This is a genomic window from Planomicrobium sp. CPCC 101079 (assembly GCF_007859275.1).
GTDB lineage: Bacteria > Bacillota > Bacilli > Bacillales_A > Planococcaceae > Planococcus.
This window is the reverse complement of sequence record NZ_VOHC01000029.1, coordinates 81,912-108,559: the sequence shown is the minus strand read 5'-3', so window position 1 is coordinate 108,559 and position 26,648 is coordinate 81,912. Positions and strand designations below refer to the sequence as shown.

At 45.4% G+C, this 26,648-nt stretch carries 25 protein-coding genes and 1 pseudogene; 6 read left to right on the top strand and 20 right to left on the bottom strand.

The annotated features are described in order from the left end of the window. Positions 1-59 precede the first annotated feature (59 nt). Both FQV28_RS14560 and FQV28_RS14555 read left to right on the top strand, forming a co-directional pair. Complete coding sequence (locus tag FQV28_RS14560) at positions 60-905, top strand: ComEC/Rec2 family competence protein (RefSeq protein ID WP_370455138.1); 846 nt, start codon at positions 60-62, stop codon at positions 903-905. Continuing rightward, a complete protein-coding gene (locus tag FQV28_RS14555; RefSeq protein ID WP_146497224.1) occupies positions 902-1,129 on the top strand; it encodes a DUF3006 domain-containing protein in 228 nt (75 codons plus the stop codon). The genes FQV28_RS14560 and FQV28_RS14555 overlap by 4 nt, the downstream gene beginning before the upstream one ends. 270 nt (positions 1,130-1,399) lie before the next feature. Here FQV28_RS14555 and FQV28_RS19290 read toward each other — a convergent pair whose 3' ends face one another. Continuing rightward, positions 1,400-2,299: an HNH endonuclease gene (locus FQV28_RS19290; RefSeq protein WP_186763891.1), complete on the bottom strand. Its 900-nt coding sequence runs from the start codon at positions 2,297-2,299 to the stop codon at positions 1,400-1,402. Positions 2,300-2,442: 143 nt separating this feature from the next. Here FQV28_RS19290 and FQV28_RS14545 point away from each other — a divergent pair, with 143 nt between their 5' ends. Together FQV28_RS14545 and FQV28_RS19285 are read left to right on the top strand one after the other, a co-directional pair. Continuing rightward, entirely contained in the window at positions 2,443-4,275 is a 1,833-nt protein-coding gene (locus FQV28_RS14545; RefSeq protein ID WP_146497223.1) for a DNA/RNA helicase domain-containing protein, read from the top strand. A gap of 304 nt (positions 4,276-4,579) precedes the next feature. Continuing rightward, positions 4,580-4,738, top strand: a complete 159-nt coding sequence (locus FQV28_RS19285; RefSeq protein ID WP_186763908.1) for a hypothetical protein — start codon at positions 4,580-4,582, stop codon at positions 4,736-4,738. A gap of 292 nt (positions 4,739-5,030) precedes the next feature. Here FQV28_RS19285 and FQV28_RS14540 read toward each other — a convergent pair whose 3' ends face one another. Then, a complete protein-coding gene (locus FQV28_RS14540) occupies positions 5,031-5,429 on the bottom strand; it encodes a (deoxy)nucleoside triphosphate pyrophosphohydrolase (RefSeq protein ID WP_146497222.1) in 399 nt (132 codons plus the stop codon). Positions 5,430-5,732: 303 nt separating this feature from the next. Next, positions 5,733-6,008, bottom strand: a pseudogene (locus FQV28_RS19580) (HU family DNA-binding protein); the annotation flags it as partial. A 193-nt stretch (positions 6,009-6,201) separates the two neighbouring features. Here FQV28_RS19580 and FQV28_RS14530 point away from each other — a divergent pair. Beyond that, positions 6,202-6,555, top strand: coding sequence for a hypothetical protein (locus FQV28_RS14530; RefSeq protein ID WP_146497220.1), 354 nt, complete (start codon positions 6,202-6,204; stop codon positions 6,553-6,555). 209 nt (positions 6,556-6,764) lie between these two features. Here the strand turns inward: FQV28_RS14530 and FQV28_RS14525 are convergent, their stop codons facing one another. The 11 genes from FQV28_RS14525 to FQV28_RS14475 form a co-directional block, all read right to left on the bottom strand. After that, a complete protein-coding gene (locus FQV28_RS14525; protein WP_255472967.1) occupies positions 6,765-7,691 on the bottom strand; it encodes an AEC family transporter in 927 nt (308 codons plus the stop codon). A 68-nt stretch (positions 7,692-7,759) separates the two neighbouring features. Next, entirely contained in the window at positions 7,760-9,106 is a 1,347-nt protein-coding gene (locus tag FQV28_RS14520) for an MmgE/PrpD family protein (protein ID WP_146497219.1), read from the bottom strand. Between the two features lies 1 nt (position 9,107). Beyond that, positions 9,108-9,746 (bottom strand): GntR family transcriptional regulator, encoded by a 639-nt coding sequence (locus FQV28_RS14515; RefSeq protein WP_146497218.1) that lies wholly within the window; start codon positions 9,744-9,746, stop codon positions 9,108-9,110. 13 nt (positions 9,747-9,759) lie between these two features. Further along, positions 9,760-11,268 carry a tripartite tricarboxylate transporter permease gene (locus FQV28_RS14510; protein ID WP_146497217.1) on the bottom strand — a complete coding sequence of 503 codons (1,509 nt, stop codon included), beginning with the start codon at positions 11,266-11,268 and terminating at the stop codon, positions 9,760-9,762. A 15-nt stretch (positions 11,269-11,283) separates the two neighbouring features. Beyond that, positions 11,284-11,697 (bottom strand): tripartite tricarboxylate transporter TctB family protein, encoded by a 414-nt coding sequence (locus tag FQV28_RS14505; RefSeq protein WP_255472972.1) that lies wholly within the window; start codon positions 11,695-11,697, stop codon positions 11,284-11,286. A 53-nt stretch (positions 11,698-11,750) separates the two neighbouring features. After that, entirely contained in the window at positions 11,751-12,770 is a 1,020-nt protein-coding gene (locus FQV28_RS14500) for a tripartite tricarboxylate transporter substrate binding protein (protein ID WP_146497215.1), read from the bottom strand. A 252-nt stretch (positions 12,771-13,022) separates the two neighbouring features. Then, positions 13,023-13,967: a D-2-hydroxyacid dehydrogenase family protein gene (locus tag FQV28_RS14495; RefSeq protein WP_146497214.1), complete on the bottom strand. Its 945-nt coding sequence runs from the start codon at positions 13,965-13,967 to the stop codon at positions 13,023-13,025. A 328-nt stretch (positions 13,968-14,295) separates the two neighbouring features. Next, positions 14,296-15,585, bottom strand: coding sequence for a TRAP transporter large permease (locus FQV28_RS14490; protein WP_146497213.1), 1,290 nt, complete (start codon positions 15,583-15,585; stop codon positions 14,296-14,298). Further along, positions 15,582-16,076 carry a TRAP transporter small permease gene (locus FQV28_RS14485; RefSeq protein WP_146497212.1) on the bottom strand — a complete coding sequence of 165 codons (495 nt, stop codon included), beginning with the start codon at positions 16,074-16,076 and terminating at the stop codon, positions 15,582-15,584. The genes FQV28_RS14490 and FQV28_RS14485 overlap by 4 nt, the downstream gene beginning before the upstream one ends. Positions 16,077-16,148: 72 nt before the next feature. Beyond that, the gene (locus FQV28_RS14480; RefSeq protein ID WP_146497211.1) at positions 16,149-17,174 is read right to left on the bottom strand and encodes a TRAP transporter substrate-binding protein; all 1,026 of its coding nucleotides are present in this window, start codon (positions 17,172-17,174) and stop codon (positions 16,149-16,151) included. Then, positions 17,171-17,839: a GntR family transcriptional regulator gene (locus FQV28_RS14475; protein WP_146497210.1), complete on the bottom strand. Its 669-nt coding sequence runs from the start codon at positions 17,837-17,839 to the stop codon at positions 17,171-17,173. The genes FQV28_RS14480 and FQV28_RS14475 overlap by 4 nt, the downstream gene beginning before the upstream one ends. Positions 17,840-17,965: 126 nt before the next feature. On the opposite strand from FQV28_RS14475, the gene FQV28_RS14470 reads away from it, so the two are divergent. After that, a complete protein-coding gene (locus tag FQV28_RS14470; protein ID WP_146497209.1) occupies positions 17,966-19,330 on the top strand; it encodes an FAD-binding oxidoreductase in 1,365 nt (454 codons plus the stop codon). A gap of 115 nt (positions 19,331-19,445) precedes the next feature. On the opposite strand, the gene FQV28_RS14465 is transcribed toward FQV28_RS14470, so the two are convergent. The 6 genes from FQV28_RS14465 to FQV28_RS14440 form a co-directional block, all read right to left on the bottom strand. After that, entirely contained in the window at positions 19,446-20,132 is a 687-nt protein-coding gene (locus FQV28_RS14465) for a FusB/FusC family EF-G-binding protein (protein ID WP_146497208.1), read from the bottom strand. A gap of 278 nt (positions 20,133-20,410) precedes the next feature. Next, on the bottom strand, positions 20,411-21,625 hold the full coding sequence (locus tag FQV28_RS14460) for an amidohydrolase (protein ID WP_146497207.1): 1,215 nt from the start codon (positions 21,623-21,625) through the stop codon (positions 20,411-20,413). Between the two features lie 82 nt (positions 21,626-21,707). Then, entirely contained in the window at positions 21,708-22,772 is a 1,065-nt protein-coding gene (locus FQV28_RS14455) for a M42 family metallopeptidase (protein WP_146497206.1), read from the bottom strand. 182 nt (positions 22,773-22,954) lie between these two features. After that, positions 22,955-24,205, bottom strand: a complete 1,251-nt coding sequence (locus FQV28_RS14450; protein ID WP_146497205.1) for an MFS transporter — start codon at positions 24,203-24,205, stop codon at positions 22,955-22,957. 55 nt (positions 24,206-24,260) lie between these two features. Then, positions 24,261-25,448, bottom strand: a complete 1,188-nt coding sequence (locus FQV28_RS14445) for a mandelate racemase/muconate lactonizing enzyme family protein (protein WP_146497204.1) — start codon at positions 25,446-25,448, stop codon at positions 24,261-24,263. A gap of 19 nt (positions 25,449-25,467) precedes the next feature. Then, a complete protein-coding gene (locus FQV28_RS14440) occupies positions 25,468-26,631 on the bottom strand; it encodes a glycerate kinase (RefSeq protein WP_146497203.1) in 1,164 nt (387 codons plus the stop codon). Positions 26,632-26,648 lie beyond the last annotated feature (17 nt).

The window sequence follows — 26,648 nt, the reverse complement described above, 5'->3', positions numbered from 1 at the left end:
CTGCTTGGGCATCGCTTATGATAAAGATGTAAAAAACTTACAAGAAAGAAGGAGACGCTTTGAAGAAAACCATCCACTTCATCCTATCCCTTTTGCTCCTTGCCACGGTCTTTAGCCTGCCTTCCACTTCCACAGCTGCCACGAAAACGATGAAGGTGCACTTTATCAATGTCGGCCAAGGGGATGCCACGTACATCAAGATGCCGAACGGGGAAGATGTCCTGATCGATGGCGGCCGCCAAGGGCAGGGTGATGAAGTCATCGCCTACCTGAAAAAGCAGAAAGTGGATGACATCGAAATCCTGATTTCCACCCACCCGGATGCCGATCACCTCGGCGGCTTGGATGAAGTCCTGAAAGCCTACAAGGTGGAATCGGTCTATGCGCCGAAAGTGGAGCATACAACCGATGCCTTCAAGAATTTCCTAAGAGCCGTAAAAGCGGAAAAGCTGACCATCAAAACGGCGAAAGCAGGCGTAAAGTTGTCGGTAAAAGGTGTGACAGCCAAGTTCGTCGGACCGACCAAAGCATTCGGCAAAAGTGACTTGAACAACTGGAGTGCCGTTCTGCATGTGACCTACAACAAGAACAAGTTCCTTTTCGCCGGGGATGCGGAGAAGGCATCTGAAACGGATATGGTGAAAGCAAAGCAGACATTGCAGGCGGATGTCCTGAAAGTCGGCCATCACGGTGCGAAGACTTCTTCCAACACCGATTTCCTGAAGGTTGTGAAGCCGAAACATGCCGTCATCAGCGTCGGAAAGAATTCTTATGGCCATCCGACCAAGGATGTGCTGAACCGCTTTAAGACTGCGCGGGCAACGGTCTATCGTACCGACCAGAAGGGCAACATCGTCTTCACCTCAACTGGGTCAAAAATCACGATTGCGACCTCAAAGAAATGACGAAGAAACCGATCAGAGGGATCATCGACCGGTTTGAAGGGGAACTTGCGGTAGTAGAAATTGAAGGAGTAACTAAGGATTTCGACAAGAGTATCTTCCCCAAGTTCGCTACGCCTGGGGACTTCGTAGAAATTACTGGGGACCGAGTAACGGTTTTGAAGGATGAGACTGAGAAGCGAAGAAAAGAGATAAAGGATCTGATGGATGAACTTTGGGAAGATTAATCTTTTCAAGTTCCAAATATCTAAAATATAACACTTAAAAAGAGACAGAAACTTTGCTAAAGCAAAGTTTCTGTCTCTTTTATTATGAAATTACTACTTCGATAAAACTTCATTACTAACTGTTAAACTTTGGGCTTTATTTTTAATATTGGCTTGTACAAAAGCTACATCTTCTTATTTTTTCTTCTCTATTTAAAAAATTAATTATATGTAAGCCCAGCAAGTGCTAACCATACAGCCTGATTTACTTTTAAATTAATTTTTTCATCCTCATTTCTCTTCTATTAATTTAATTTTTTTAAAATGATCTCTCATGTAATTTAATTGCTTTTTAGTAAAGCTAATATGTAAATTATCATTCACATTCATAAATATACGTACAGTTTCGCTTAATGTTTTCGAGATACAAATCTTTCCCTGTTCATCAAATGAAATTAAATGCTTGTCAAACAATGCATCATGATTCGGACAAAGCACTAAACCGTTATTTATGTCTAAACGCTCTTCATTTGTCGATTCACTCCAAGGCTTAATATGACTCGCAATTAGAATACGGGAATCGGTTACTCCACATAATTCACATTTACAATTACGTTCAAGTAGGAGCTTTTTAAACTTTCCTTGGCCAATACGCGCTTTGATCAAGCGTGCTTTTTCTGTATGAGGAATTGGTAAATTTTCAACCTGCTTAATTTCTTCAAATTCATCTTTTAGCTCTTGTTGATCATTTATTAGGGGGGAAATTTTTGTAAACTTTGCTTTGCTATCTTTTAAGCGTAAAGGAAAAATCCATACAAGGCGTTTTCTGTCATCTCGATCCTTCTGTTGTTCCTGATACGGTCCACCAGCGAGTTCTACTTGACCACGATAAGTGTATTCTCTAGACTTCATTACTTCAAAGAAATGTACCTCTACATTATTTCGATCTGATTCTGCTAATGTTAAATTCTGCCCACTCATCTTTTGATCGCCCGTTTGTCCCATACCGGTATAATGATAAATTTCTCCAAGAATTCGATCGTCATAAAGCTTGGTCTTGTCGGAAATAAGAGTTAACGTATTTGTACGGTTAGATTTACGCATTCCGCCTTGTGGGGCACATAAAAACACTTCACAAAGCTGATGGTTATTTAGAACTTCATTTATGGCTAATGAACGTGTCATCCTCATAAAAAACACTCTCCAAAGTTGAATTTTTACTAAATATTTTCCTATTTAAAGAAAGGTACTCTATAAAAAATCCATTTATTTCAAGTATAATGAAATGTGAAAGAAAATTCATTCTAATACTAATAAAAAGGAGAAAATATGCTGTGAATTATGGATGGGCTGGAACAATTGAACAGTTTAGGCATTTAGATTTACAGACCTTTATTGTTTGTTTACAAAATCATGTATATAAAAGTACAACGAAGAATGATTCAAAAATAGAAGCTCAATTACGAGCTTGGACAGATAGTTACAATAAACTTCAAGACTTATTTCATCAGTTTCCAGACATAGAGGCTTCTCTTATCTTTGAATACGAAATATTGCGCGGAGGGGGACGTCGTCCAGATGTATTACTACTTCTAAATGGCTTTGTCATTGTCCTTGAGTGTAAAAGCTTTAACACCGTCTCACCTGCTGAGTATATTCAAACTTCACTATATGTGCGAGATTTGGAACATTATCATTCTGCTATTCAAAAATCTGATCTTGAAGTTTCCGGTATTTTATTACTAACAAATTATGAAGGTCAACAGACCTTGTTCAAAAAAGAATACGACATTACTATTGCTTCGATGGGTGGATTAGCAGGAATTCTAAAAAGGATTTTACAAAAATCAAAACTTAATTCACTAAGTATTAAAGAGATTGTAACCGGAGTGTATGAACCTTCTCCTTCTATGTTAGAAGCTGCTAGGTCTATTCTGCATAATGAGCCCCTTCCGAATGTTAAAGCAGTAGCAAGTAGTAATTTTCCAGAAGTTCAACAAACTGTTCAGCAAATTATCCAAGAGGCTCAAACTACGAATACCCATCATTTAATTTTAGTTTCCGGTGAACCAGGAGCAGGGAAAACCTATTTAGGCTTAGCCTTCGCCCATAATACTGAAGATGCAGTTTATTTATCTGGTAATGGCCCATTAGTAGATGTTTTACAAGATGCGATAAAAAATCGAACATTTGTACAAAAATTATATGGTTATAAAATGGATTATCTTGAAAAGAATATTATTCCTAAGGAGAAGGTAATTATTTTTGATGAGGCGCAACGGGCCTGGGACGCGAAAAAGGTCGATCAATCCCTTATAAGAAAAAACCTTGCACCCAAGCAATTGAGTGAACCTGATATTATGGTGCATATTGCTACGTTTAATAAACCATGGAGTGTAACAATTGGATTGATTGGGGAAGGACAAGAAATATACTCGGGTGAAGAAGGTGGATTATCGCTATGGAATACCGCAATTAAAGGGAAAAACATTACGGTCCATTCTAAGCACCCAAACACTGTATTTATAAACGCTGGACGCTACGAAACCCATACTTATCTTCATTTGAATTGCTCGTTTCGTGCACATGCTGCATTGCAGTATTACGATATTGTTAATTCATTATTAAATGAACAGTTCGAGCAGACAAAATCGCTTGTCCAGCATTTGCCAAAGGACCATTACAGTTTGTTTGTAACGCGCGATTTAAATAGAGCTAAGGCGATTCTAAGTCATGTTTATTCTGATGATGCAAAAACAGTAGGCGTTATTTGCGCCGGCGGAGCTGATCGGCAAAAACAAGTGCCGGTTCTACCACGAGATGAACGGTATGAGCGCCCTATTAAAATTGCCCAATATTTTAATTATCCTACTTCGCCTTATTACTGCAAAACACTGGCCTATAGCACAACAGAATTTCAAACACAGGGGCTAGAACTGGATATGGCACTTGTTCATTGGGATGACGACTTAACTTTGCAAAATGGCAAGTGGAAAGGCCAACACTTTCAATGGGGTGTAGAAAATCCCTTTCAAATTAAACTTAACGCGTACAGAGTTATTCTAACAAGAGGACGAGATGGTACGATTATTTATATACCACCAAAATCAACCTTAGATGAAACATGGAATTTGTTGAAAGGTTATTTAAAAATTCCCGTATTGTAATTTTCCATATTAATCAAAGAAAAAAGATATCTTCTATACATATTCTTCCGGAATACATTCATAATGTTTTGAAGCCAATATAGTAAGAAAAAGGTTTGTAAACTTGTGAATTTATCGATTTAAAGTTTTCTCAATATTTAATTTCACAGAATTTCATGTTATATTAGTATAAATTAAGTAACTCATATATCCAGCACTAATAGGTGCAACCACGCTACCACTTGTACCACCCCTTGGATACCTTCTGTTAGCATTCGCATTAAGAGTTATTAGCCTTAAAATATTAACAACGGAGGGGATGCCTATGAAAACTGTCTTATTATCATCTATACAAGCACGATTCTTCATAAACGTTATGACAGAAACACTTTGGACTGGTCTTGCTGGAGTTGCCGTTGGTGCTGGATATATGAATAAATTTCTTTTAAAAGGATCGTCTTATGACGATCCTTTTTTGTACTAAAATATAAGTAATATATTTTTAAATCAAACGTATTTATTGAACCTATGTTTCACAGATCGCTATAAAATTAAAACACAAAGTATCATGAAGATTTTTAATTTGTTCTACTACACAAATAAAGAACTTTTGCAGAACCTTATTATGTAGAAAAATTTAAACGCATAGAAAACAGTATATTTCTTAATTCTAAACACTATCTTCACTTTAATTTACATATCTAACAACACTTTTCCTACTTTAATGTAATTACCGTCTCTTATTCATGAACTATTATTTTACACATGATTCTATTTTATGATAATAACAAGTGAGCTATTTTCTTAGTCGCTGGAATGTCAGCCGGAGCCCATTCCAGCTTTTCCAATTCATTTGGCTTTAGCCATTCAATAGCCGTATGTTCTGTAAGGACCGGTGTACCTTCTACTAAATTGCAATAGAAAGTTGTTAAATGAACAATACCGAAATCATATTCGTGAACAGTGTGTTCTACTTGCTCGCCTATTTCTATTTCACAATGCATTTCTTCTTTAATTTCACGTTGCAAGGCTTGTTGCGGTGTTTCATCTGACTCTATTTTTCCGCCTGGAAACTCCCACAGTCCTGGCAATGCTTTTTCAGTTCCGCGTTGTGCGCATAAGATCTTTTCTCCGTCTGTAATGACTGCTCCTACGACATGGATTTTCTTTTTCATGTGTTTCTCCTCACTTTCTTAAATATACTTCCGATAATTCGCCCGCAAGAAAACAGTATCAATCTGGCTTGTAAACACTTCCGTATTTAATATTCGCTTTCCAATTAACCGGTTCGCAATGCTTTCAGTCTCTCTAAAGTCCAGTTCCAACGACTCCGCTATATCTTTCACTTCAACTAAAATCCGTTCCTCCGAATTACCACCCGCCTCTTTCGTATTCCGGTTCTCCTCCACCACAAAGCTGAGAACTTTCGCCTCATCCTCGGTCAGTTTCCCTGCCGCAAGAAGGTCTTCAATCCAGTCGCGTCCGTTCACCGCGTCTTTCAATGTTTTCGCCGCCTTAAACTGCGGTGATTTGGATGCAGCGATGGTGATTTCCTCGCCCGTTTGCGGATTGCGGCCTTTGCGCTCACTTTTCTCGGCCACCTGGAAAGCGCCGAAGTCGTTGATTTTCACTTCTTCGCTGTTTTGGAGGGCTTGCGTGATGCTGCCTAGGATTTCATTGACCGCCTTGCTTGCCTGGTCTTTTGATAGCTTTGTTTTATTTGAAACTGCTTGGATCAGTTCGGTTTTGTTCATCTTGTTTTCCTCCTGTATAAGAAGCGGGTTCTTTCCCGCTTGTTTTGGCTCTATGTTTATACCTTCCATTATACAGATTTCCGGTAATTGGGTAATTTTCTCCTAGGTTTATTTCAACTTCTTATTTTGAAATAGTGTTAAAATGGAAACTGTTGCTTCGTGCATCCATTCTATCTAAAAAGGAACTAAAAACATGATACAAATTTTTTGGTATATCTACGCAGCCTTTTTGGCCACTTCAACCATTGCCTATCTGGTCCATGGCGGCTATAAGAACATTGTCTTCCTGATCGACTTGGCCGTTTCGGCTACCGCTTGGGTCGGGCTTTTCGGTTTTGTCACCCACCGCGAAATCCTGACGCCGTTCTTTTGGCAGATCGTCTTTGTCGGCGCGCTGCTATGGGATATTTTCTTTTACTTTTTCCTGAAGGGCACATTGGTTGAGGCGGATGCGGAGGGCTCACGCTCAATGGATCTTTTCGCTGCCGTTTTCATGCTCTTCCTGCTTGGCCCGCTGTACTATGCGCTTTTTCAGTATGCATTCTAGTACAAACTTTAAACCACCGTTCATCAATGAGCGGTGGTTTAAAGTTTTTTCAGGGATAGTTGAATCCTTTTGGCATGGTGAAGCTAAAATTTTCTTGTCTTCAAGCTTGAACGCTTTGTAGCTTTCTCGGTTTCACAGAACCAAATCTCTCGGACTTTCTTGTTTAAAAGTCATTACTGGCCGGGTCTAACTTTCCATTGAATATCCTTTCACGGAAAAACTAACTGAGAAAGGTAGATTACTATTGTTACTGTAAAACAGCTGGAAAGTGTTGTGATGACTACTACAGAAGAAGCAACTTCCGGATAGTTATTGTATTCCAATGCTAACAGGGAAGCACTTCTATTCGAAGGAAACGAGCTAGATATAAATAAGGCTTGGGCGATCGTCCCGTCAATTCCTAGCGACAAGATAACTAATAAACCGATAACCGGAGATAATATCAATCGAAACAATGAAGAAATAATAACAAGCTTTGAAATTGATCTTATATGTATGTAAGCTATTTGCGCCCCTAAAGTTATTAAAGCTACCGCTACAAAAGCATCTGCAGAAGTTTCTAGAGGTCCGTAAATGGGCTTCGGAATTGTAATATTAAACAATCTGAACAACAATGCTAAAACCAATGCGTGCAGAATAGGCAATTTCAAAATTTTCTTTATTACACCTTTGCCTTTGGTTGAAGCAGAAACAGAATTATAAAATCCCCATGTATAAGTTAAGATATTTTGTGCAATTGCAATCATGATTTGAATCGATAACCCTAAAGGATTAGCTGCAAAAACTAAACTGCTTACAGGAAGGCCAAAGTTGGCCGAGTTGCTGAGAACCGAACTATTTTGAAATGTAGAGCTTAATTTTTTATCGAAATTATAAAATCTACTAATTGCTATGGAGCCCCCAATTAATAGCAAATTAAATATTACCAGATATAAGAGAACTGAACTTATCGTCTCTTTCGAAATGTCCGCTTCATAAATATTTTTGAAACAGACAACCGGCAATAGGAAATATATAAGCAGGTTGCTAAATGTCTGGAGATTAAAGTTGAACTTTCTATGTAAAACAACACCTACTAAAATCAGCAAAAACATCGGGCTTATTACATTAATAAGCACATCAATAAATATAGACACTTTATCCCTCCTCTCTTTAGCAGGTACAAACAAGAAAAGGCCTTAAAGGCCTTTTCTTGTTTGATTGCTTATTTTACTACTTCTTGTTTAGTTGGATTAGTCAATTTGATCATTTCATTTAAATTATCCAATTGGTCCATTTCATAAAAGACTTTGGTAAGTTCTTCAACCTGCTGATCTCCAATGATAGAAGCCGTAAGCTTTTTAAATTTCTTGGCTAAGTCTTTATCCGTCATTGGATTCTCAATACTGCCTGTAGCATTTTTCACTATATGCTCAACCTTGCTGCCATCTTTCAAGTAGGCAGTAGCTATTACTTCCTCTTCCTTCATCCCTTCATCTACTTTAGGTTTGATTTTTGACCGGAACTCCACAACTTTCGCATCTGCGACTTTTTCATCGGCATACTGGTCTTCTCCAGCATCTCCCTCTAAAAATGCAATTGCCCCAGTATGGTAAATGCTGAACTTTCCTGCAAGCCCTGTAGGAGGAGTTGGTTTACCGGTAAGTTCCAGCACATACGGATTAACTATCAGTTCAATTCTTTCAACTTGATCTGCTTCTACTTGCTTTCCTAAAGCGATACATGCATCAATTGAAGGATGTAAAACAATACCACAAGCATAAGGTTTAAATGCATTTTTCAGCAATTCCCATTGTTCTCCCCACTTAACATTCACTTTAGAAAGATCATGTTCAGGGGCAAGTACATTTGCAAATCCTCTTTTCGCTTCCAAAACTTCTGTTGAGCTTGTGAAATTCTTTTTCGCCAATAGAGCTGCCATCAAGCCATTTTGAGCTGCTTTACCTGGATGGAACGGTTTTGTCATAGTTCCGAACATCTCTCTCAAGCCGAAAGATTGTGTACCTGCTATCCCCAAAGCCCAAGTCATTTGCTCTTCTGTTAAATCCAGCAAGAGACCCGCTGCAACAGCAGAACCGAACACGCCTGTTGAACTTGTAATATGGTAGCCCAATTGATAGTGGCTTGGATAAACCGAGTTAGCGATGCGCAACTCGACTTCACATCCTAATACAAATGCATGCAATGCTTTTTCCCCGGAAATATTCATTTTTTCAGCAAGAGCCAACACAACAGGCGCCACCGGACCACTTGGATGATGGATTGTATCCAAGTGAGTATCATCGTAATCGAAAATGTGAGAAGACATTCCGTTTATTAAACTTCCTAACAAAAGATCGACCTTTTCAGACCTGCCAAAAATCGATACCTGCTCGGCTGAGTTGATGTCCTCCTTCAATCCCAAAACCATGTCTACAGAAGGATGATTGGCTGCACCGATCGCTACACCCATCCAATTGTATAAACTTCTCTTCCCATGCAATTTTACTTCTTCCGGGATATCGCTCATCTTTGTATTCATAACATTCTGTACTAGTTGTTTTGTGACCATTTTATTCTCCACCTTTTCCAATTTTTTTTAGGGCATAGTCTCTGGCATTTCTAACATGATGTTTTGCGGTACTTTCTGCAAAATCACCGTCTCCAGATTTTATCGCTTCAAGAATCATTTTATGCTCTTCTATATTTTTTAATGGACGCCCCGTATATGACAAAGAAGTCGACATCATTAAACCGATTTGGGTTTGCAGCATATTCATAATAATTTCCAAGTACACATTTTTTGAGAATTTCGCTAAAGCTAGATGGAATTCGGAATTGATATTCGAAAGTTCTTTCACGTTATTCTTAAGAGCTTCCTTTTCAGCAATCACAATATAATCGTTCAATTCCTCAATTATTTCAGGAGTATGAAACTGCGCTAGGTTCCTGGCAGCGAGACCTTCCAAAAGTTCGCGGACTTCATACAACTGAGCTACTTTTTCAACTGATAAAGTTATAACTTTTACGCCTTTATGGGGCGTATAGGTCACCAACCCTTGCTCCTCCAGCCTGCGTATCGCTTCTCTAATAGGGGTTCTGCTGACACCTAAACTCTCAGCCAACCCTCTTTCCGTTAAAGTTTGTCCAGGCTTTATATCTCCGGTTCTGATTGCATTATATAAATAATCGTATGCAGAGATTTTTTTCATTCCGTTAGTATTATTACCTATGATTAACCCCTGCCTTTGTGCTTTTTATTTTTGCATCCTTGTATCCTTGGATTAGAGGAAGTATTAAAGTGAGTAAAGATAACACGATCAATATTAGTGAAATGGGTCTTGTGAACAAAAAGGAAAGTTCTCCATCAGCTATAATCATACCTCTTCTGAAATTTACTTCCATCATGAATCCCAAAACCATGGCCAGTACGATAGGGGTTGTAGGTATCTTCAGTTTTCTTATGAAGTAACCAAATATCCCGAAAATCAGCATTACCCATACTGAATACATGGAATTACTATAAGCGTAAGCTCCTACCACACAAATTCCAGCTACAATTACGGCTAGAATATTATTAGGAATCTTCGTTACATTCACCCACGCACGGACCCCGACCAACCCTATAACTATCATAATGGGTGTCGCTATCAAGAGAGCCGCAAAGAGAGAATAAGGTATTTCCGGGTTATCAGTGAATAATTTAGGGCCTGGTTGAAGGCCTTGCATTGTTAGAGCCCCTATTAAAATCGCTGCACTGGCTGAACCTGGTATACCAAGAGCCAGTAAAGGGGCTAGAGCGCCGGGAACAGCTGCATTATTAGCACCTTCTGAAGCTGCGATCCCTTCAATGTTCCCTTTTCCAAAGCTTATTTTGTCTTTAGAAGATCTTCTTGCTTCATTGTAACTAATAAGAGACGCAATGGTCGCTCCCGCTCCTGGAATTACCCCTATGACATAACCTAATAATGGGGCCTTTATAAACATCGTTTTTTTGATGCTTTTAATTTCAGCAAGTGACACACCTAATCCGGTAATCTTTTCAACTTTATTTCTTTTTTCATCTGCTTTTTCCAACATGAATAGTACTTCTGATAATGCAAACAACCCTACTAATGCCGGTAAAAATGGTATGCCTCCTAATAGATCGACAGTCATTGCAAACCTTGGCACCCCAACAATCGGATCTATGCCAACAGAAATTATCAATAGCCCGAAGAACATTGCAATAAAGCCTTTTACGATAGAACCTTCACTCAGACTGCTGATCAGGCTCAATCCAAAAATCGCTAAAGCAAAATACTCTAAAGGACCGAACTGCAATGCCATTGCCGCCATTGGAACCGCTGTAAAGATTAATAATATGGCACTTACTAATGCACCGACACCGGATGCCAGAATCGAGATTGTTAAAGCTTTCCCCGCCTGCCCTTTGGTCGCCAAAGGATATCCATCTAAAGCTGTCGCCGCCGCCGCTGGAGTTCCCGGAGCGTTTAATAATATCGCTGTGATTCCCCCGCCATATTCCGCTGCTACATACAATGAAACCAATAGGATCAACGCAGGTACAGGCTCCATTGTAAATGTGATAGGCACTAACAAAGCGATTCCGACACTTGGAGTAAGCCCTGGGAGAGCTCCAACAAAATAGCCGATCAAAGAACCCACTAAAATGAACAAAAGAATTTCAAATGTAAATACTGTACTGAATCCATCTAATAACGATGCAAACAATGGAGCACCTCCTTGTTATGGCATTGGTATACCAAGTAACGTATCAAATCCAACGTAAATAAATACTAGAAAACCAGCGCTTAAAATTCCCACTTTCATCACATTTTTCACTCCTGAAATGTATAGCAGCAATGGAATTGCGATGATGCTTGCAATGTAATAGCCCACTAAGTCCATAACTAACAGATAGGCGATTAAAATGCCGATAGCGCTTATGACCTTATTTCTATTTGGTATTACTATCTTTTCTTTATCAGCGTTCCTTCTGTTGCGCAGGTCATTAATCAGATAGAAAGATGATGCGATAATTAATCCGACAGCTGAAATTATAGGAAAGACAGAGGGACCTACATCTGCAGTCCCCTCACTTTCCGGCAAAAGCAGCGAATTAATCAAGAACCATACTCCGATTAATATGAAGAAAATCATCCCTATTATATTTGCAGTTAGAGTTTTCAACTTGTATCCCTCAATTCTTTAGCCTACTCTACCCCTAGACGCTCGTACCATTCTTTCGTAAGTTCGGATTGTTTAGCAATGTATTCTGTGTACTCTTCGTTGTTCATGGAACCTTGAACCATTTGAGTTTTTTTCATATATTCTTTATAGCCTTCTGTTTCCATAGCCTCTGCAAAAGCATCGCTTAACTTCTTCTGTATTGCCGGATCTATACCAGCCGGTCCGAAAATTCCTCTAAATTGCGTCCATGAAGTATCAACGTCATATCCCAATTCTTTATAGGTAGGAACTTCCGGAAGATCTTCTAATCTTTCATCATTCATAACACCAAGCACTTTCAAATCACCTGACTCGACATATTGACTCACTTGCCCAGGGTTTGAATTCGCTACATCAATATGGTTTCCGAGAATCGCTGTTACAGCATCTCCCGTACTTTCATAAGCAGCCCATGTAGCTTCGATGCCAGCTTTTTCCGCTAAAATATTCCACGCAACATTATGCCCTGATCCAACTGCCCCATACCCGCCTATTTTAAGTTCTCCAGGATTTTCTTTCGCAAACTCTATAAGTTCTTCCAGGGTATTGAAAGGACTTTTCTTATTTACAACAATTACATACGGATCGATTTGAGTTCTGCTTATCCAACTAAAATCATCCAGTTTATATTGATCTTTTAATGTTCCTTCAATTAAACCAATTTGGCTTGGAGTCATAGCCCCTAGTGTATAACCATCAGCTTTTGCAGATTGAATGCCAGCCATCTGAGTTGCTCCACTTCCACCTGGCCGATTTTCCACTAAAACTTTCTGTCCTAAAATCGGTTCAACGGCTTTTGCAATTTCTCGTGCCATTAAATCAGTCGGGCCACCCGCACTTGTGTGAACTAAAATCGTGATTGACTTTTCCGGAAAGTTTTCCACTTCTTCTTTTGAAGCGCTTACATTATTTGCCCCAGCTTCCCCCGATGACTGTGGCGAATTACAAGCAGCTAATAATCCGACTGTTACTATTAACAACACTAACCATATAGCTTTCTTCATTTCCTTCTCCCCCTTTGTAATGGTATACCATCCATACAGAGAGTATATTAAAACCGTATCATTAAGTCAACTTTTTATTTAAAATATTTTAAATTGTATACCAAATGACAATGATCTCTATTTTCACTTTAAATTTTCCATTAATATTTTCTATTGTGATTTTCACATCCATTTCCAAACAGAGTATCTTGTAGCGATTTCAAAAATAAAAGAGATGACTCCCCATGTGGAAGTCATCTCTTTTAAAATTAATTATGATAGGCTGCGTTGTTCCTCTATTCTTAAAAATTCTTCAATATTTTGAATGGATTCCGATAAGAAAAGATTGAATACGGTATCGGTTTTCCAACCGATGTGTGGAGACAAAATAACATTTTGGAGAGAACGTAATGGATGCTGGGCTGGCAGAGGTTCGTTTACAAATACGTCGAGCCCCGCTCCACCAATCCATTTTTCTTGCAGCGCCCTAATTAACGCTTTTTCGTTTACGATTTCACCTCTTGAAGTATTCAAGAAGAACGCACCCGGTTTCATGAGGTTGAATTGCTTCTCACCGATCAAATCCTTTGTTTCAGGAACCAATCGGACATTTACTGTAATGAAATCGGATTCCCTCAATAGCTCTTCAAATGATAGGTATTCAACTCCCTCTTTCAATGCTCGCTCTTCCGTTAGACGAGGACCCCATGCAACTACTCTCATATCAAAAGCTTTAGCTATCTTAGCAACCCCAGAACCAATTTTGCCTAGACCAATTATTCCAATGGTTTTCTTTTCAAGCCCGTCAACCAAAAGTTCCGGCCACTGGCCATCTTTCATTTCTTCATGTAATCCTATTATTTTTTTATTGAATGCCAGGATAAAGCCAAAGATCAGTTCTACCACTGATTTATGGCCACCCGTAGTTGAACGAACCGAAATATTCAACCGTTCGGCTTCTTCAATATCGATGTGCGCCGTTCCTGAACCTGTTTGTGCAATCATTTTAAGATTTTTGACTTCATTCAACAGCTCTTTTGTGAATTTTGTCCTTTCTCGAATCGGGATTACAATGTCAGCATTTTTTAACCGATTGATAACTTCGTTGTTTCCAGGCTTGTCGTTATATACTGTCACATCGTGTTTATTTTCCAATGTTTTTAACAATGGATTATTACGAAAGCAATTCTCCCAGTCATCCAAAATAACAATTTTCATCATCCATCCCCTTTTCCCGATTATTCAATTTATTATTATCTAAGATCTTATAGCCGTCAAACTACTTTTCCAAAAAATGTTTTAAGTCCCGAGCCATGTCCAGATTTCGTCCAGCGCCGAGATATTGCAAAATATGAGAATAGTTGTACTTTGATGGCCATCAACTTCCGAGTTTATCTACAAGCAAGATTGCGCTTTATATCCAGGCAAGACAGACAATCCCTGAAACGATACGAGAAAGCGGTTGATTTTTGCAAGACAGCTGAACCAAAGAAAAAAGGCTCTCCGCCACTCGGAGAGCCTTTTTCGTTCTTCCAGCTTTTATTTCTTACTCGTACAAGTTCGGCAGCCACAAAGACAGCCCCGGTACATATGTGATGACCAACAGGCAGATGATCATCGCGAACAGGAACGGCAAGACCGCGACCGCGATGCGTTCAAACTGCACGCCACCGACGCTTGATGCAACGAACAGGTTGACGCCAAGCGGCGGCGTGATAAAGCCGATCGCCAAGTTGGCCACAAGGATGACGCCAAAATGCACCGGGTCGACGCCGACTGCGACGACGATCGGCAACAGGATCGGCGTCAGGACGACGAGTGCCGAAATGGTGTCGATGAACATGCCGACCACGAGCAGCAACAGGTTGATGGCCAATAAGATGACAAACGGATTTGTCGATAAGGCCGTTAAGTATGAGGAGATTTCTCCCGGTATTTGCTGGATGGTCATGAAATAGGCGAACGATACGGACAGGCCGATGATGATCATCGTGGTCGCGTTGATGACGACCGCTTGCCGGAAGCATTCGAATAACCCCTGCCAAGACAGCTCTTTATAAACGAACTTGCCGATGATGATGGCATAGACCACCGCGACTACCGCCGCTTCGGTAGGCGAGAAAACCCCGCCGTAAATGCCGCCGAGGATGATGACCGGAATGAGCAACGCCCATTTGGCATCCCAGAAAGCTTTGGCGACATCCTTGAAAACGAACTTCGTCCCATCCGCCGGATCCGGCCGGTAACCGCGCTTGCGCGAGATCATGTACGATGTCAGCATCAAGGCGACACCGATTAAAAGGCCCGGGAGAATCCCGGCCAGGAACATGCTTCCGACCGAGACACTGCCGATGACGCCGTACAAGACGAACGGGATGCTCGGCGGGATGATGACGCCGATCGAACCGGCGGATGCCGCAACCGCAGAAGCGAAGCCGCCGCTGTATTTGCGCGCCACCATCGCCGGAATCATGAAACCGCCAATTGCGGCGACCGTGGCCGGGCCGGAGCCGGAAATGGCCGCAAAGAACATACAGGCCAATATCGTCACCATGCTGAGCCCCCCGGTCATCCAGCCGACCATCGCCGCTGCCAGGTCAAGCAGGCGTTTGGATACGCCGCCTTTGCCCATGAGGATCCCGGCAAGCATAAAGAACGGAATCGCAAGCAAGGGGAACGAATCGAGCGACGTAAATGCTTTTTGGGTGATGATGCCGAGCGGCAGCGTAGTGCCGAAGTAGATGGCCGCAAGTGCCGATACGCCAAGCGCGATGGCGATCGGTACACCGATCAGCAAGCAGACGAATAAAGTGCCGAACAAAATGCCAATCGTCATATCGGAAGCTCACCGTCCTTGTGCATCTCGTAATCCCCGCGCCAGATCTGCACAATCTGCTGCACAAGGCGGATCGCCATTCCAAGCCCCCCCAGGGGAATCGCCAGAAACGGAATCCACATCGGCAGCTGCATCGCAGGCGTCACTTGGCCGTTGTTCAAACTGCTTAGCACCAATTGCGTTCCGAAATAAGCTAAAAATAAGGCCAATGCAAACCAGATCAAAGCCGATATCGTTTCCAGGATTTTTCTTGGCACCCCTTTGAACAGCCCGATAAAGGCTTCCACCCGTATATGTTCCCTTAACTTGACCGCGTAGCTTGCGCCGATCCATACCTGGAATATATGGATATAGCGCGCCAGTTCTTCTGTCCAGCTCGGCGCATTGGAAAAGACGTAGCGGCCGATTACCTGGCCGAAGATCAAGGCCACCATGACAATAAGCGTCAAAACGAGAAAAGCTTCTTCTGCTTTAGCGAACTTTTTCACCATATCCCCCACTTTCCTTTGGAAATGAAAAATCAAGGAATTGCTTCCTTGATTTTTCCTGTTATCGTTTTCGATTTATTCGTTTGCGGCAAGCGCCTGGTCGATTAAATCTTTGCCAATCTGGCCTTCGTATTTATCGTAGACAGGCTGTGCAGCTTCACGGAATGCTGCGCGCTGCTCATCCGTCAGCTCGTTCACCTGCATCCCTTCCGCTTTCAGCTGCTCCAAAAAGTCGGTATCCTGCTGCTGCGCCATTACACGCTGTTCCGAGCGGAATTCCTCGGCACCTTCCATGACCAATGCCTGAAGGTCTTCCGGCAGGCTGTTATAAAAATCGTTGTTTGCCAAAATAGCCGTCGCCGCATACACATGTCCTGTTAATGTCAGGTAGTCCTGGACTTCATAGAATTTGTTCGTGTAGTAAAGGGAAATTGGGCAATCCATCGCATCGTAAGTGCCTTGCTGAAGAGCCGTGTACAATTCCCCGAAAGCGAACGGCGAAGCGTTTGCTCCGAATGCATTGAACGTGTCCGTATGCAGCGGGCTTTCCAATGTACGCATCTTCAGCCCTTGCATGTCTTCAGGAAGTTCAATCGGCTGTTCGTTGTTGGAAACATGCCGGAAGCCGTTTTCCCCGTAAACCAATCCTTTGATGTCGTTGTTTTCCAAGTCATCCAGCAAACTCTGGCCAAGTTCACCATCAAGCGCCTTGTATGCGGCTTCATGATTGTTGAACAAGAACGGAAGATCAAAAACGCTGAATTTTTCGTTGAACGAAGCCATTGCCGCCACCGCCGGGATGGTCATTTCCACGTTGCCCAGCTGGACCGCTTCGATCGCTTCGCGGTCAGAGCCGTATAACTGCCCGTTCGGGTACAGTTCGACTTTCAGGCGGCCATCCGATTCCGCTTCTAGTTTTTCTTTGAATTTCACTGCAGCCACATGGGATGACTGCTCTTCCGGAACCAAGTGGGCCAATCGGATGGTGTAGACTTCCTGGTCCCCCTCGCCCTCGGTAGATGTAGTGGATTCGCTGCCGGGTCTGCCGCACGCCGCTAGAATGATTACCGCTATCAGTAGTAAGCCTAGTAGTTTTTTCATAGTACCTCCTGGTTGATGTAATAGTTCAGCAGCCTGTTCTCGATGTTTTCCAGATGGGCGGCCAGCTGCTGTTTGGCCAGCCCGATATCGTCTTGTTCAATTGCATCGATAATGCCCAGATGTTCCTGGTATGCTTCCGCTGCGCTGGTTGCCAGCGTTTCCGATAAGAGCAGAAGCGCCCGGCTGCCGCCTGTGTTGATGGCAGCGATGATTTCCTTCATCCGTTTGTTCGGAGTGGTGTTCGTCAAGAGCGCGTGGAACTGCTGATCCTTATTCATAAAATATGCAAGATCGTTTTCTTCGATCGCCTCCGCCTGCTGGGCTGCATTCCGCTTCAGTTCGAAGAGAAGCTGCCAGCGGTCGGCTTTGGGAAGCCGGTCAAGGCAATGGAGTTCCAGCAATTTCCGCAGTTCCATGATTTCCTTGACGTCTTGGGACGTAAAAAGGGCTACAACTGCCGGGCGTGTAGACCGCAAGTCTATCAATGCATCAGCTGCCAGTTTCCGCAAGGCTTCACGCAAAGGCGTTCTGCTGATGCCAAGCTCTAAAGCAAGTTTCCCTTCCGGCAATTCCTCTCCCGGCGCCAGTTTTCCGGTGACAATCATCCCTTTGATCTGGTCGTAGGCTTGCTCGGCTAACGTCGCTTTTTTTATGATTTTATCCACGTCCCCCTTCCTCCCTCCATCGATAAACAGTGTATACTGTATACAGAAAGTATAGAATATGCTAAATTGTTTGTAAATATAAGTTTTCTAAATTGTTAAATTATATGAAGAAGGGAAGTTTTATTTTTGGAGAAAGCGTGGATTGAAATTTTGCGCCGGTCGCTGAAAACCGATCAGCTATCCGTCAGTGAAGGCGACTTGTACCGCCATGGCCACGATGAGTCGTCGCATTCGGCGCACGAGCCCGAAGCGGTGTGTTTTCCCGAGTCGGCGCAAGACGTGCAAACCGTCCTCGGGATTGCCCGCACGTACGGCCTCTCCGTCACCCCTTTCGGCTCAGGGTCCGGCCTTGAAGGACAGTCGATTCCGCTGAAGGGCGGCATTTCGCTGAATTTTGAACGCATGAACCAGGTCATCAAGTTCTCTCCTGAAGATCTGCTTGTGACGGTCGGGCCCGGCATGACACGCCTGCAGCTGAACAGCATCATCAATCGCCACGGCCTCTATTTTCCGATCGATCCGGGCGCCGATGCCACGATCGGCGGCATGGTCGCGACCAATGCCAGCGGCACAACCGCCGTCCGCTACGGCGCCATGCGCGACCAGCTGCTCGACCTTGAAATTGTCCTGGCGGATGGCACCGTCATGCATACCGGCACCAAAGCCAAAAAATCGTCGTCCGGCTATAACATGACGGGATTGTTCGCGGGTTCTGAAGGAACGCTCGGTATCATCACCGAAATCACGCTGAAGCTCCACGGCATTCCCGAACACACCATTGCCGCAAGCTGTACGTTTGCGACGCCGCGCGAGTGCGCCGAAGCTGCCCATATGATCCTGCTCAGCGGCATCCCCGTCATGCGCATGGAATTTGTCGACGCACTGAGCATCCGGCAAGTGAATACATATGGCGGCTACAGCCTGCCGGAAAAACATTCGCTTTTCTTCGAGTTCGCCAATATGAAGAAAGCGGCCGAAGAAGAAGCGCTTCTCGCCGAGGAGCTGCTGCGCGATATGGGCTGCGAGAATTGGAAAGTCGCTTCTGGCTCGGAAGAACGGGCGCTCGTCTGGCGGGCGCGCCATGAAATGGCGTATGCTTTCCGCCACCAGCCCGGCGTCTCCGTGACGGGCGGCGATGTTTGCGTCCCGATCTCGAAACTACCCGACATGATTGACTATGCCCGTGAACTGATCGCAGGCAGCGGCTTAGAAGGCGGCATACTTGGCCATATCGGCGACGGCAATTTCCATACGCTGATCATGTACGATGCTAAGGATCCCAGCCAGCAGCTCGCCGCAGAGACCGTCAACGAAAAGCTGGCGTTCCAGGCGATTGCGCTTGAAGGGACCTGCACCGGCGAACACGGCGTCGGGCTCGGCAAGATGAAATTCCAGGAAGCCGAACACGGCGCGGCCGTTCCAGTCATGAAAAGCATGAAACAACTGCTCGACCCGGGCAATCTGCTGAACCCCGGCAAAATTTTCGCCTGAGTGCGAAGAGGCTTCCAGCAGCCGCTAATGTCAGATTCTCTCCATCACAGCAAACAGAAAAGGCCGCTAATTCACTGTGAATTAGCGGCCTTGCAATTTATTGGATCCTATTCAATTATTTCTGCAAACGCTCCATGAATTCATTCAGGCGGTCGAGTGAATTGATGTTGCTGTTGCAGGTTTCGCTGTCCTGGCAGATGTAGTTGCCGCGTTTCGTGTAGTTGTCCTGTCCCGAGCTTTTTGTCTTGGCGGTGAACAGGCCGACTTCGCTGTGGCGGTTGCAAATCGAGCAGATGCCTTTTTTGTGGCTGCGCGTCAATGTGCCGTGGACGCCGTGCAGCACGCCGTCTTTTTCCGTCACCAAATACATGAGCGTCGAACTCTCGACCCAGCCCAGGTACGACAGCTTCTTGAAGTCAATCGTATCGAACTTCGGCCCTTTGAGCTTTTTCGCTTTCGGGAACAGTTTCTTCAATCCTTGGTCAGTGACTGTTTTAAAAGGGATGACGTAAGGTCGGAGTTGCTCCAGGAATGCCTCGGCATCAGCTTTTTCCTTCACTTGTGCAAGCGGGTTAAGGATTGCCTTTTGCTCCTGCGTCAATTCCGGGAACAGCTTGAAGACTTTTTCGTGCGCCAAATGGCGAAGGACACTCAGCACTTCGGCGTCGTTGCCGGTGGATTGTCCGGTCACCAGGATTTTTGTCTGGTCTTTGATGAAGTTGAATTGGTCATTCCGGATGAACGCTTCAGGACGGTCTCCTGCGTTTCCGGTTCTATCTGCTGTTTCTTTTACGTGTATCATGTGCTCACTCCTTAATAGTTTGGATAAATGAATATAAGGAAGAAAGCCGGGTGCTTAAAACAGCGGATGATCGGGCGATGGGTTATTGTTTGCCCCATACAAAGTATCGCCGTTTGGAATACCAGGCTTTGCATGAGTTTTTAGTGACGCTGACAATTGGACTGCGATTGTCATCTGATATCACCTCCCAAAAGGCAAGGGTTTTCCCCTTTAGTTTTCATCATACAAGAAGTTGCTGTAAATTTCCATTTCAAGGACCAGCTGCAACTGAAAAGAAATCAGCTGTTTCCGTGGTAATTGCATACCACATGCGCGACCGCTTTTGCCGCCACCAGAAGGGCATCTTCGTCTATGTCGAACTTGGGATGGTGGTTAAGGTAGACGGTGCCTTCCCCTTTCGGCCGGCAGCCGATATTGAAGAAAAGCCCCGGCGTTTTCTCCAAGTAGTAGGCGAAATCCTCAGACCCTGAAAATATCGGGAATTCAACCACTTCCTTGATTTCCGGGTCTTCCGCATTTTCCAGGATCGCCACCACTTCTGACGTTACCGCAGCGTCGTTGATGAGCGGCGGATAATCAGCAAGATACGTAAAGTCGCACGTTACGTCAAACTGCACTTCAATCCCTTTGACGATGCGGTGTATTTCCCGGGCAATAAGTTTCTGGGTCTCTTCGTTCATATAGCGGACATCGCCTTCGATTTCGATGCTGTCCTTGATGATATTAAACGAACCCTTGCCGTCGAATGAGCCGATGGTGACGACCCCCATATCGAACGGGTTCAGCCGCCGGCTGACGACGGTCTGCACCGCTGTGACAAAATGGGCCCCGGCGACAATCGGGTCATTGGCGTTTTGCGGCGCGGAGCCGTGTCCGCCCCTGCCTTGGATGATCAGCTTGAAATACGTCCGGCCTGCCATCGCGTAGCCGCTCCGGTAGCCGATCGTGCCTGTTGCGTGGCTCGGGAACAAATGGGTGCCGAACACCGCATCCAGATCATCGAGGACGCCAGAATCCACGATGCTTTTTGCTCCGCCGGGCGGTGTCTCTTCGGCGTGCTGGTGGATGATTTTGATGGTGCCCGAAAGCTGGTCTTTCAAGCTGATCAAGCAGTCGGCCAGAACAAGCATATAGGCGGTGTGGCCATCATGGCCGCAGGCATGCATGACGCCATCGTTCTGCGATTTGAATGGTACGTCCGTTTCTTCATGGATTGGCAGGGCATCGAAATCCGCCCGCAAACCGATCGTTTTGCCAGGCTTGCCCCCTTGGATGGTGACAATGATGCCGTAGCCATTCCCGACATGGGTCTGGACTTCTACATCTTTGCCTTTATAGAAGTCGGCAATGAATTGCGCCGTTTTTTCTTCCTTGAAGGAAAGTTCGGGATTCTGATGCAGGCGGCGCCGGAGCTCGATCATTTCGTCTTTCCGGCTCGTGAGCATGTCCAATAACTGCTGTTTCGTTTCTTCTGTGTGTATTTTCTGTGTCATTTTTTCATCTCCTTTTAGTTTCATCTTCTTAAAACCGCTTCTCTTGCCATAGCTTTCCACCGTCGGAGAAAATTCCTCTCGTTCAGACGAAACTCAAGTCGCCCCAATTGCCGCTGTCCCGCAGCATGGCTTCAAGCAGCCTGAAACCTGCCTCAAAATCCGACAAGTTCGCCATTTCAACCGGCGAATGGGAATATCGGCGCGGGAACGTGATGGCGGCGCCGTGGATGCCTTCCTTCACTAAATGGATGGAAGAAAGGTCTGTCGTCCCTTTCGACATGACCGACAGCTGGTACGGGATGCCGAGCTTATCGGCATAGGACGTGATGAGAGCCTTCATCTGCGGGGACATGATGTTCCCCGTCGCACTTCCAGATAAAAGCGGCAGCACCGGCCCTTTTCCGATGGCAATCGGGTAATAGTTGCCGTCCGGTGTATCCGCACAGGCGATGGTATCGAGCACGATGGCAAAGTCGGGGTCAATCTTGTAGCCGGCGATTTGCGCGCCTCGGAGCCCGACTTCTTCCTGGACAGCCACCAAGCCGACCAGCTTGCCGCTAAAATCCTTGTCCTGCAAGGTTTTGAACAGTTCCACCAACAGCACACAGCAGCTCCGGTTGTCAATCGCCTTGCCGCAGATGAGATCCTGGTTGGTGAACCGGTCAAGGTCGCTGATGTAGGTGATCGAGTCGCCGATATTGATCCCCATGGCCAGCACTTCTTCCCTGGACGAAGCGCCGACATCGACATACATGTCCTCAATCGGCAGCACTTTCGTTTTTTCAGCCGCTGTCTGCAGATGCCCCGCTTTTACACCGATGACACCGAAATGGCCGTTGACGTTGACTTTTCGGCCGACCAGCAGCGAATCCATCATGCCGCCCGTCCGCTCCATCCGAAGGAACCCTTTGCCGTCGATGGCGCTGACCATGCAGCCGATTTCGTCGGAATGGCTCGAAACCATGACGGTAGGTCCGGGTTTGTTCCCTTCCATCACTGCATAGACATTGCCCATATGGTCCACTTCAACTTCCGCGTACGGCTCAAGTAGTTCCACCATGCGCTTGACGACTTGCTGCTCCCTGCCCGGGCTTCCGGGAAGCGCCGCCAGTTCTTTCAGGTTTCGATAAAATTCCTCTTTGAACATAATTTCCTCCTCCGGCTATGTACGAATAAAACAATCAGCCATTTTACTGAAAAGTATAAATATAAGGTTTCCGACTTCATTATACTATAAGTCTTCTCTAGGATTGGCTGTAAACGGAAAACCGCCGCCCTGAGCCGGACGGCGGTGCATAGCCCCTTCAATTTTGTTGATGCAGATTTTTCCTAGCTTTGATTTTGTTCCTCTTTTTTTATGATCGCCATGGCCAAAAGCAGCAAGGCGATGACAACCGCCAAGACGATGTCCAGAAACAGCCAGCCGAAGGTGAATACTCCGGTGATATCGACAATATAGCCGAACAACGGCGGGCCGATAATGACGCCCCACGAACCGAGCGTCAACGTAAAGCCGGTGGCGATTCCCGCCTGTTCAATCGGCACCAGCTCGGTCGCGGCATTCATCCAGAGGCCATTGAATCCGGAAATGCAGAAGCCAAACAAAATCGTGATCGGAACCATCACCCAAAACGGCGTACCCGCCGGCAGAAGACTGACAATAATTGAAGCCAGGATGGATAAGGAAGCGATAATGACAAGGACGATGATCCGTTTGCCGCTGAAGAGCGTATCGCTGATCATGCCCCACGCCACCCGCCCGAACGACCCGCTAACTTCGGAAATGACCAAGAGCACGCCCGCCAGAACAAGCGGAATGCCGAGGTGCTCATAAGCGAACAAGACGATATACGTATTGAGGATCAGCTGGCTTCCGCTAAGGCCCATCGCCGCTACACTGACCAACACCAGCGGTTTTTCTTTGAACATCTGGAGAATCGACGCAAACAGGCGCGCCGGTTCTTCGGCATGCCCATCATCCGCTTTTTTGGCCGGCGGGTCGTGATAGAACCTGAAGGCCAATAATCCGGTGGCGATCAGCAGCAAACAGGCCCCGATCAGCACCGGCCGCCATCCCCAAACCGTGGCCGCCGGCAGCAAAAGAAGCGCCGCCAGCGCCGAGCCCAGCGTTACGCCCATTTGCTTGATGCCCATCGCGGTCCCCCGCTTTTCCGTGAACCAATAGATGATGCCTTTGTTGGAAGTGGGATGCATGGTGCCATAGCCGATTCCGCCGAGCACCACCATGGTGAGGACCACCGTATAGGCGGATGTTACTGTCATGAGGATGAAAGACAGGCCCAATCCCAAAGACAAAAGAAAGAGCAGCTTTTTCGAACCGACCCGGTCGACCAGAAAACCGGCCGGAATCGATACCAAAGACTGCCCGAGAAACAGCGCCGCAGGAAGCATGCCGATCTGCGCTTTTGTCAGCGACAGGTCCTCCCCGATCAAAACACCGAGCGGTGCCAGGCTCCTGCCGACAAACGCCACCATGATCTGAGCGATCAGGAGCCAAGTCAGCATGTGCCATGGGTTGATATTTAATACTGCATTGTTGTGGAGAACGGTTTTACTCATATGGATTCATCTCTTTTTTAGGAGTGGTTGCTTCCTCGTTTCTTATGAGTTACCCTTATTGGTCAATAACTGAACCATCAATTCCCAATCTTGTATTGATTTCTCTTCGCTTGTATGGGAATTTCGACTCGACGCCTTCAAGCAACTCAATACCGATTCCGTGCCTCTCAGGGACATCGATAAATCCATCCACCGTTTTTGGCACCCAGTCGACCATATCGCTTTGTTTGAAAGTATCCTGCGTATTCACGCCGGAACTTGTGAAGCGCTCGGTAGCCGATAAGGTTTCATGATCCGGAAATTCCAGAATCGCCAAGTTGTCCACCGCGACAGCTATTTGAATGCACGCTGCTGTGCTGACGGGGCTTAACGGATTATGGGGGACAATCTGCACGCCATGCGCTTCTGCGATGGCCGCGATTTTTTTGGCCCCGGTAATCCCTCCGCAGACCCCGAGACTCGGTCTTGCGTATGACATGGCATTCCGTGACAGCAGCATCTCAAATTCCTGGATGGTATGGATTCTTTCCCCGGTAGCAATCGGTACATTCGTCTTGTTTGCGATCAGGGCCATCGAATCGAAGTTGTCAGGAGTGGTCGGATCTTCCAAAAAGAAAGGCCGGTATTTTTCAACAGCATGTGCAAACGCCACTGCCTCGCCCGGTTTCAGCCTCCGGTGAAGCTCCAGGCAAAGATCCATTTCATCTCCTACCGCTTCCCTGATCAACCTTACCCGCTCCACCGCTTCATTGATCATCTGGGCGTAAGGCATGAAATAAGGTTTCCCTCTTGGTTCATCCAAAAATGGCGATAAGTGGCCGATTGCGTTATAGCCCAATTCTTTCGCTTTCACACAGTCTGCAACCAATTGTTCTGTGGTTTCGCCTATTACATGATAATAGGTCCGGATCTTGTTTCTGCTTTTCCCGCCGAGCAGGACATACGTCGGCACGCCGAACCATTTGCCCGCGATATCCCATAACGCGATATCGATGGCGCTGATGGCCCCCATTATGGCTGCCCCCCTAAAGTGGAAACAGCGGTACATGTATTGCCAGTGATGCTCAATCTGCAACGCGTCTTTGCCAATCAGGTAACTTTTGAACGAGTTGACCACTTCCCTTGAGGCATCCAAAAACCCCCATGCCCCTGATTCCCCAATGCCCGTAACCCCTTCATCCGTATGGACTTTCACATAGAGGAATCGATTGACGCCTATAACCTCAACATCCGTAATTTTCATCCTGTTCTCTCCTTTTGATTTAGTTTTGCAGCTTTTCCGCCGGAACAGCGACACGTTGGATCAAACGAAACAGCTGAGCTGCAGTCCTTTTTAAATTATTGAAAGCCACTTCGGGATCCATCGCTTCTTCCAATGTCATGGGTGAGTTGACAATTGAGAAGCAGGAAGTCATTCCCAGTTTGTTCAATCCCCAGACATCCGGTGAAACCGCTCCTGCCAGCGCAACTACAGGTATGCCGTGCACTGCCGCAAGCCGGGCCACCCCGAGCGGCGCTTTCCCCATGGCGGTTTGGTCATCCAATTTGCCTTCCCCTGTGACGGCTATGTCTGCTCCTTGCATTTTTTGTTCCATATTCGTGATGTCCATTATGAGATCGATTCCCGATTCCATCTCCGAATGCAAGAAACCTGAAAAAGCGGCTCCCAGCCCTCCGGCCGCGCCTGCACCGGCGATGGATTGCAAATCTATGCCGAGTTGTTCCAAAACAATCTGCGCAAAATTCCGGAGCCCTTCGTCAAGTTCTTCCACCATCTCGGGAGTTGCCCCTTTTTGCGGCCCAAAAATATGCGCCGCTCCTGTTGGGCCATAAAGTACATTATTCACATCACAAGCGATCCTGAAATGGCACTCCATCAATTCGGGCAGGACCCCGCTGCCATCAATTCCGGTAATTTTTTTTAGCGCCTGCCCTCCAAGCTCCACCTCATTGCCCGATCCATCCAAAAACCTGAAACCTAACGCTTGCAGCATGCCGATGCCGCCATCGTTCGTAGCGCTGCCGCCAAGACCGATGACAAATTCCCGGCAGCCTTTTCCAATCGCATCTGCAATAAGTTCGCCCACGCCATATGTAGTCGCCAAAAGAGGGTTTCGCTGTTCCGGTGAAACGAAAGTCAGTCCACACGCTTCCGCCACTTCTATCACGGCTGTTTTTCCGTCGTCCAAAATACCGTAGATCGCTGTTTTTTCTATGGATAACGGCCCTTTCACTTTTGTTTCAATTTTCATTCCCCCTGTTGCTTGCAACAGCGCTTCAACAGTTCCTTCTCCGCCATCAGCTAAAGGCAAGGCAATGATTTCAGCATCGGGATAACTTTCTTGTATGCCCTCGGAAATCGCTTTGCTGGCTTCTATGGAAGAAATACTGCCCTTGAAGGAATCAACTGCAACGAGCACTTTCATGACAAACACATCCCTTT

Bases quoted from the DNA above. Each gene is read 5' to 3' on its own strand.
- FQV28_RS14540 (WP_146497222.1), bottom strand. From the start codon at position 5,429: ATGAAAAAGAAAATCCATGTCGTAGGAGCAGTCATTACAGACGGAGAA.
- FQV28_RS14465 (WP_146497208.1), bottom strand. From the start codon at position 20,132: ATGATACACGTAAAAGAAACAGCAGATAGAACCGGAAACGCAGGAGAC.
- FQV28_RS14440 (WP_146497203.1), bottom strand. From the start codon at position 26,631: ATGAAAGTGCTCGTTGCAGTTGATTCCTTCAAGGGCAGTATTTCTTCC.
- FQV28_RS14485 (WP_146497212.1), bottom strand. From the start codon at position 16,076: ATGGTGAAAAAGTTCGCTAAAGCAGAAGAAGCTTTTCTCGTTTTGACG.
- FQV28_RS19285 (WP_186763908.1), top strand. From the start codon at position 4,580: ATGAAAACTGTCTTATTATCATCTATACAAGCACGATTCTTCATAAAC.
- FQV28_RS14455 (WP_146497206.1), bottom strand. From the start codon at position 22,772: ATGTTCAAAGAGGAATTTTATCGAAACCTGAAAGAACTGGCGGCGCTT.
- FQV28_RS14500 (WP_146497215.1), bottom strand. From the start codon at position 12,770: ATGAAGAAAGCTATATGGTTAGTGTTGTTAATAGTAACAGTCGGATTA.
- FQV28_RS14460 (WP_146497207.1), bottom strand. From the start codon at position 21,625: ATGACACAGAAAATACACACAGAAGAAACGAAACAGCAGTTATTGGAC.
- FQV28_RS14520 (WP_146497219.1), bottom strand. From the start codon at position 9,106: ATGGTCACAAAACAACTAGTACAGAATGTTATGAATACAAAGATGAGC.
- FQV28_RS14555 (WP_146497224.1), top strand. From the start codon at position 902: ATGACGAAGAAACCGATCAGAGGGATCATCGACCGGTTTGAAGGGGAA.
- FQV28_RS14445 (WP_146497204.1), bottom strand. From the start codon at position 25,448: ATGAAAATTACGGATGTTGAGGTTATAGGCGTCAATCGATTCCTCTAT.
- FQV28_RS14450 (WP_146497205.1), bottom strand. From the start codon at position 24,205: ATGAGTAAAACCGTTCTCCACAACAATGCAGTATTAAATATCAACCCA.
- FQV28_RS14530 (WP_146497220.1), top strand. From the start codon at position 6,202: ATGATACAAATTTTTTGGTATATCTACGCAGCCTTTTTGGCCACTTCA.
- FQV28_RS14495 (WP_146497214.1), bottom strand. From the start codon at position 13,967: ATGAAAATTGTTATTTTGGATGACTGGGAGAATTGCTTTCGTAATAAT.
- FQV28_RS14505 (WP_255472972.1), bottom strand. From the start codon at position 11,697: ATGATTTTCTTCATATTAATCGGAGTATGGTTCTTGATTAATTCGCTG.
- FQV28_RS14515 (WP_146497218.1), bottom strand. From the start codon at position 9,746: ATGAAAAAAATCTCTGCATACGATTATTTATATAATGCAATCAGAACC.
- FQV28_RS14490 (WP_146497213.1), bottom strand. From the start codon at position 15,585: ATGACGATTGGCATTTTGTTCGGCACTTTATTCGTCTGCTTGCTGATC.
- FQV28_RS19290 (WP_186763891.1), bottom strand. From the start codon at position 2,299: ATGAGGATGACACGTTCATTAGCCATAAATGAAGTTCTAAATAACCAT.
- FQV28_RS14480 (WP_146497211.1), bottom strand. From the start codon at position 17,174: ATGAAAAAACTACTAGGCTTACTACTGATAGCGGTAATCATTCTAGCG.